A 7,226-nucleotide genomic window follows, 5' to 3' on the forward strand; every position below is an offset into this window, starting at 1 on the left:
GTTTAAATTATAAAAACTTGTTCATAATCAGGCCATCAAGGTTAAGATAAAGTGCAACAAAATACATTTCCTGCTAAGGTATTCCACTGCTAAGTGAGTGTAAAAATAATAAAGAGGAATAGGGAATTATGCGCCTAAACGGTGTGCAAAGGCTATTAGAAACAGGGCTGATAATCAGCACTTTTACAGCAATATTTATTTTATGTGCCTTAATCAGCTTTGATCCGGCGGATGCTGCATGGTCGCAAACTAGCTTTAGCGAAGTAAAAAACATTACTGGCGCTGCGGGTGCATGGATTGCTGACATATTATTACTCACTTTTGGCTGGTTGGCTTATTTAGTACCGGCCGCAATTCAGATATTTGGTTATTTACTATTTAAACAACCGCACCGAATTTTACAACTCGACTACACCACCTTAGCATTGCGTGTTATTGGTTTTGCTTTATTTATTACCTCAGCTACCGCTATTAGCAGCATTAATTTTGATGATATTTATAACTTTTCATCAGGCGGGGTAGTGGGCGATGTGATTGAATCGGCAATGATGCCTGCATTTAACTTTACCGGTACTTCAATACTATTATTGTGCTTCTTTTTTGCCGGTTTAACATTATTAACGGGCGTTTCGTGGGTAGATTTTGTTGATTATTTAGGTGATTTAATCGTTCGTTTTTATCGTTACATTAGCAATTATGTAAAAGGCTGGCTAAACCGAGAGCGTTTAGCGGGTAATGATAACCAGCAAATAGACGCACAATTTGAACCAGACGCCAACGAGCAAGCCGATGAAACAAATACCAAAAAAGTAAATAAACAAAAATCAATTAACAAACCGCAAACGCCATTTAATGAGCCGCAAATTAGCGACGAATTTATGCCGTTTGACGAGCTAGACGACATTCTCGATCAAGAAATTGGCTTTAGCGCCATAGATGACGATCCAATGGATACAGAAGCTGCACTTAATGCACTTGATCAGAGCCCAGTAGTAGAGCCAGAAAAGCCTGTAACTACGGTAGTATCGCCAGCAAGGCCAATGAACAAGCCAAAAGCTGCGTATCAGCCGCCGCCAACAGCCAAAGAAAAATTTGAACAATTACTTAATCAAGAGCCGCCACTAGGGCCATTACCATCGCTTGATTTACTCGACAGACCCGACAAAGCTAAAAACCCTATTTCGCAAGAAGAGCTCGATACAGTATCGCGACTAGTAGAGACAAAACTGCTCGACTTTAACGTACAAGCAAAGGTTGTAGCAGTATACCCAGGGCCAGTTGTTACACGCTTTGAGCTAGATTTGGCACCCGGTATAAAGGTGTCTAAAATTACCGGTTTAGCAAAAGATTTAGCCCGTTCGCTTTCGGCAATTAGTGTACGTGTGGTTGAGGTTATTCCGGGTAAAACCTATGTAGGCATAGAGCTGCCTAACAAGTATCGCGAAATAGTGCGTTTATCAGAAGTAATAAACGCCCCTAAATTTGAGCAAAACCCATCGCCACTCACTATGGTATTAGGTAAAGATATTGCTGGGGAGCCGGTATGTGCCGACCTTGGTAAAATGCCACATTTACTGGTAGCCGGTACTACAGGCTCGGGTAAATCAGTGGGCGTTAATGTGATGATAGTAAGCTTACTGTACAAATCGGGGCCTGACGATGTACGTATGATCATGATTGACCCTAAAATGCTTGAACTTTCGGTATACGAAGGTATTCCGCATTTATTGTGTGAAGTAGTTACCGACATGAAAGAAGCCGCTAATGCACTGCGTTGGTGTGTGGGCGAAATGGAGCGTCGTTATAAGCTAATGTCGGCTTTGGGTGTACGTAACTTAAAAGGTTACAACCAAAAAGTGCTTGAAGCCAAAGAAGCGGGCTATCCAATAATGGACCCATTATTTAAAGACACCGATGGCATGAAAGATGGCCCAGATGAGCTTGGAAAACTACCTAGTATAGTGGTAGTAATTGACGAATTTGCCGACATGATGATGATTGTAGGTAAAAAGGTAGAAGAGCTAATTGCCCGTATTGCGCAAAAAGCACGTGCCGCAGGTATTCATTTAATACTGGCAACACAGCGCCCATCGGTAGACGTAATTACCGGTTTAATTAAAGCAAATATACCAACGCGTATGGCGTTTCAGGTATCGAGTAAAATAGATTCGCGCACTATACTTGACCAACAAGGTGCCGAAAATTTACTAGGTATGGGTGATATGTTGTATTTACCGCCAGGTACAAGTGTTCCTGAGCGTGTGCATGGCGCGTTTGTAGACGACCACGAAGTACACGCAGTAGTAAACGACTGGAAAGCCCGTGCTAAACCAAATTACATAGACGAAATACTTAATGGCGACGCGAACGAGGATATTTTATTACCGGGTGAAGCCAGCGAAAACGCAGATGAAGAAAACGATCCGTTATACGACGAAGCCGTGTCGTTTGTAATTGAAACCGGTAAAGTATCGGTGTCGTCTGTGCAACGTAAATTACGTGTTGGCTATAACCGCGCAGCACGCTTAGTAGAACAAATGGAAACATCGGGTATCGTGAGTTCAGCTGGCCACAATGGCGCTCGCGATGTATTAGTACCTAATGGAGCAAATTAATGAAAAAACTTAACACCTTATTATTAGTACTTGGCAGCTTAGTTGCTACGCCAAGCTTTGCAGACGACAGCCAAGCATTACAAGATCAACTCGCATCGCTAAAAAGCTTTAAAGCGCAGTTCTCGCAAAAAGTAACAGACAAACAAGGCCAAGCAGTAATGCAAGGCGAGGGCACGATTGCCCTGCAACAACCTATGATGATCCGCTGGCAGCAAACCAATCCAGACGATACATTATTTGTATCAAATGGGGATAAAACATATTACTTCGACAGCTTTGCCGAGCAAGTAACTATTATGCAAACTAGCAGCCTTATAGATTCAACGCCGTTTGTGTTACTTACCTCAAAAGACCCAGCGCAGTGGGAAAAATACAGCGTACTGGCTACAAATAGCGGCTTCAGCGTAACGCCAAACAAAGGCGTAGAAAGCCAAGTAGAGCAGCTAGATATAACCTTTGCTGGTAACGAGCAAGGTTTGGCTAAATTAGTGGTAACCGATAATTCAGGGCAGTTATCGTCGTTTACTTTTAATGATGCACAAGTTAATACGCCGCTTGATAAAAGCACCTTTGAATTTACGCCTCCTGAAGGTGTTGAAATAGACGATCAGAGTAACGGTGAGTAACTTAGGATTTAACTTTGGGCCCGATGTACGCCCACTCGCAGCGCGTATGCGCCCAACAACGCTTGATGAATACATTGGTCAGCAGCACTTACTCAGCGCCGATAAACCACTGCATCAGGCAATTGTTGCAGGGCGCTGCCATAGTTTAATATTGTGGGGCCCGCCGGGCGTAGGTAAAACAACGCTCGCGCAAATAATAGCTAATCATGCCGATGCTGCGCTTATTCAAATGTCGGCAGTTACTGCAGGCGTTAAAGATATTCGCGACAGCGTTACGCAGGCGCGCGAAAACCTACAAAGCCGTGGCCAACGCACCTTAATGTTTGTTGACGAAGTACACCGTTTTAATAAATCTCAGCAAGATGCATTTTTACCGCACATAGAAGACGGTACGTTTATATTTGTAGGTGCAACCACCGAAAACCCTTCATTTGCACTTAACAACGCTATTTTGTCGCGGGCGCGGGTGTATGTTTTAAAATCGCTTGCCAATACCGACCTATACACAGTAATAGATCGCGCACTCAAACAAGACGAACAATTAAACCAAAAACACATAATAATTGCCGACAACGCTAAAAAAGCACTGTGCCAAGCAAGTGGTGGCGATGCGCGTAAAGTACTTAACTTACTAGAGCAAGCGGTTGATTTAACCACGGAGCAAAACGGCCAATACAACGTAGACGAGCACGTACTTAGCCAAGTGCTGCCCACACATTTAGCTAAATACGACAAAGGCGGCGATGAGTTTTACGACTTAATATCGGCCTTTCATAAATCGGTACGAGGCAGCTCCCCCGATGGCGCGCTGTACTGGTATTGCCGTATTTTAGCCGGTGGGGGTGACCCTTTATATGTAGCAAGGCGCTTACTCGCTATAGCCACAGAAGACATTGGCAACGCCGATCCGCGCGCTATGGAAGTGGCGCTAAACGCATGGGATATTTTTCAGCGAGTAGGCCCAAGCGAAGGCGAACGCGCAATTGCTCAAGCCACACTTTATTTAGCCAGCGCACCTAAAAGTAATGCGGTGTATATGGCGTTTAATCAAGCCAAGGCCGATGCCCAAAACGAGCCAAGTTACCCCGTGCCCGAGCATTTACGTAATGCCCCAACCAACTTAATGAAAGACTTAGGGTATGGCGCTGAGTATCGTTATGCGCATAACGAAGAAGGCGCTTTTGCAGCCGGAGAGAAGTATTTACCACCAGAAATGCAAGGTAGGGAGTATTACTCACCGAGCGATCGTGGCCTTGAGCAAAAAATTAAGCAAAAGCTCGATTACTTAAAAGAGCGCGACGCGCAAAGCCCACTTAAACGATACGAAAATGATTAAACTTTATATGATGATCGCCCTTGGCGGAGCCTCAGGAGCGTGTTTACGGTTTTTTATTAGCGAAAGCATGCTAAAACTCCTCGGTAGGGGATTCCCTTTTGGCACGTTGGCGGTTAATATTCTGGGTTCATTGTTGATGGGCATTTTGTACGGTTTACTAGATAAAGATATAATCGCCGAAAGCCCTGCTAAAGCCCTGATCGGGGTTGGCTTTTTAGGTGCGTTAACCACCTTTTCAACATTTTCAATGGATTCGCTGTTGTTATTACAACAAGGTCACTTTATTAAAATGGCCCTCAATATCATCTTAAACGTGATGGTGTGTATTTTTATGGCTTGGCTGGGCCTTCAGCTAGTAATGCAAAAAGGTTAAAAACTAACATGTTAGATTCTAAATTTTTACGTCAAGATATCGAACAAACTGCAGCACGCTTAGCGGCTCGCGGTTACGAACTCGATGTAGCGACGGTCACGGCACTTGAAGAAAAACGCAAAACATTACAAGTAAAAACGCAAGAACTTCAAAGTCAGCGTAATGCAAGCGCAAAAGCAATTGGCCAAGCTAAAGCCAAAGGCGAAGACGCTCAACCGCTACTTGATGCAGTTGCTAACTTAGGTAGCGAGCTAGACGCAGCAAAAGCGCAGCAAGATGTAGTATTAGCCGCAATTAACGACATTGCCTTAGCAATTCCAAACTTGCCAGACGAATCAGTACCTGCAGGTAAAGACGAAGACGACAACGTTGAAATACTAACGTGGGGCACACCTAAAAAGTTTGATTTTGACGTGAAAGATCACGTTGATGTAGGCCAAGACTTAAACGGCTTAGACTTTGAAATGGGCGTTAAAATTAGTGGCGCACGCTTTACTGTAATGCGCGGCCAAGTAGCGCGTATGCATCGTGCATTAACGCAATACATGCTAGACACCCACACAGACAAAAACGGTTACACAGAAATGTACGTACCGTACCTAGTAAATAGCGCAAGTCTATACGGCACTAGCCAATTACCTAAATTTGCGGGCGATTTATTCCACACGTTAGGCCTTGTAAACGACGATGGCGAACAGCAATCAGGCTTTAGCTTAATCCCTACAGCAGAAGTACCACTTACTAACAGTGCACGCGATGAAATTTACGACGAAAGCGATTTACCAATTCGTTTAACTGCGCACACGCCATGTTTTAGAAGTGAAGCCGGTAGCTATGGTCGCGACACTCGCGGCTTAATTCGCCAGCACCAGTTTGATAAAGTAGAACTGGTACAGCTGGTAAAACCAGAAGACTCAATGGCAACACTTGAAGAGTTAACAGGTCATGCAGAGCAAATACTACAAGAACTTGAGCTACCGTACCGCAAAGTAATTTTATGCATGGGCGACATGGGCTTTGGCTCAGCTAAAACCTACGACTTAGAAGTATGGTTACCAGCGCAAAACACCTACCGCGAAATTTCATCATGTTCAAACATGGTAGATTTTCAGGCACGTCGTATGCAAGCACGTTTTCGCCGTGAAGGGGCTAAAAAGCCAGAGTTACTACATACACTAAATGGCTCAGGTTTAGCCGTTGGCCGCACACTCGTAGCCATACTAGAAAACTACCAACAAGCCGATGGCACAGTTGTAGTACCAGAAGTGTTACGCCCGTACATGGGTGGCCTTGAAGTGATTGGCAAGCAATAAAACGTAAACTTTAAGCCAAGTTTTAGGCTTATGAGCTTAAAAAGAAAGCCGCTGTTAATTACAAACAGCGGCTTTTTTATTATAGGTTAAAAGTAAAAAGGTTCAGCTAATATGTAGGGCGTGCTTTAGCGCGTTACAGTTATTTGCCAAAAAATATGCGCCTGTCCTTTTTACTTGTAGCGTTTTAAATGCATTTGTTCAGAAATCATAGTTAAAAAAGATGATTTCATAGTGTTAACCTCTAAAAAACAAACTGCTGTATACATAGACAGTTAATCGGGTTTTGTCCAATAACATTATTAAAAGTCGTTTTGGGGTATTGTAACAACGGTGATTTTATAACATACGTAATTACTTGTTTACATTGTAGTTATTTAGTGGAATTATTGAGCCATGTAATATACGCCGTTTTGGGGTGTTATAAACCCCCAAAGTGGTGTTCAATAAGCTGTTATGTTGCAAGGATAGTATTGAGTATGAGTGATAACTCTATCGATGAATGGTGGAAAGGTATTAGTGATAAATCATTATGTGAATTTATCCAAAAATGGTTTGCCGAAATAGATCTTGATGATGAAGAAAATACTCCAATAGGTTCAGATGTTGTAATGATGAATTTCCTTGCATCAGATGACTTTCAATGGAGTTTTATAATTAAAGCTTTCGAACTAGCTTATGACGCTCGTCATCTTGAAACTATGGCCGCTGGTCCTGTTGAGCACCTCCTTGCGTTTCACGGTGACAAATATATTTCAGAAATTGAAACCTTATCATCTACTAATGAAAACTTTGCTTGGATGATGACGGGCGTATGGCAACATAAAATGACTGACGAAGTTTGGGCTAGAGTTCAAAAGATACAAGACAGTTGTGAGCAGTAGCAACATAACAACACGCCCTGAGGTGGACGACTAGTAAAATTTAGCTATTAATTGCAAATTTTAAAAGTGGTGAGCCTCTGCG

Annotated in this window: 6 protein-coding genes; all 6 read left to right on the forward strand. The window is 43.0% G+C overall.

The window, feature by feature from the left end; all coding sequences use genetic code 11:
- The first annotated feature begins 128 nt into the window (after positions 1 to 128).
- The 6 genes from I6F41_RS08740 (at position 129) to I6F41_RS08765 (ending at position 7,144) form a co-directional block, all read left to right on the forward strand.
- Positions 129 to 2,615, forward strand: coding sequence for a DNA translocase FtsK (locus I6F41_RS08740; protein WP_011328393.1), 2,487 nt, complete (start codon positions 129 to 131; stop codon positions 2,613 to 2,615).
- Positions 2,615 to 3,241: an outer membrane lipoprotein chaperone LolA gene (lolA, locus tag I6F41_RS08745; protein ID WP_086998676.1), complete on the forward strand. Its 627-nt coding sequence runs from the start codon at positions 2,615 to 2,617 to the stop codon at positions 3,239 to 3,241. The genes I6F41_RS08740 and lolA overlap by 1 nt, the downstream gene beginning before the upstream one ends.
- A complete protein-coding gene (locus I6F41_RS08750) occupies positions 3,234 to 4,577 on the forward strand; it encodes a replication-associated recombination protein A (RefSeq protein ID WP_011328391.1) in 1,344 nt (447 codons plus the stop codon). The genes lolA and I6F41_RS08750 overlap by 8 nt, the downstream gene beginning before the upstream one ends.
- Positions 4,570 to 4,950, forward strand: a complete 381-nt coding sequence (gene crcB, locus I6F41_RS08755) for a fluoride efflux transporter CrcB (RefSeq protein ID WP_041454454.1) — start codon at positions 4,570 to 4,572, stop codon at positions 4,948 to 4,950. The genes I6F41_RS08750 and crcB overlap by 8 nt, the downstream gene beginning before the upstream one ends.
- A gap of 8 nt (positions 4,951 to 4,958) precedes the next feature.
- Positions 4,959 to 6,263 (forward strand): serine--tRNA ligase, encoded by a 1,305-nt coding sequence (gene serS / locus I6F41_RS08760; protein WP_197108179.1) that lies wholly within the window; start codon positions 4,959 to 4,961, stop codon positions 6,261 to 6,263.
- 476 nt (positions 6,264 to 6,739) lie between these two features.
- Entirely contained in the window at positions 6,740 to 7,144 is a 405-nt protein-coding gene (locus tag I6F41_RS08765) for a DUF6869 domain-containing protein (RefSeq protein WP_197108180.1), read from the forward strand.
- The last annotated feature ends 82 nt before the right edge of the window (positions 7,145 to 7,226 follow it).

The organism is Pseudoalteromonas sp. SCQQ13, from assembly GCF_015864415.1.
Classification (GTDB): Bacteria; Pseudomonadota; Gammaproteobacteria; order Enterobacterales; family Alteromonadaceae; genus Pseudoalteromonas; species Pseudoalteromonas nigrifaciens.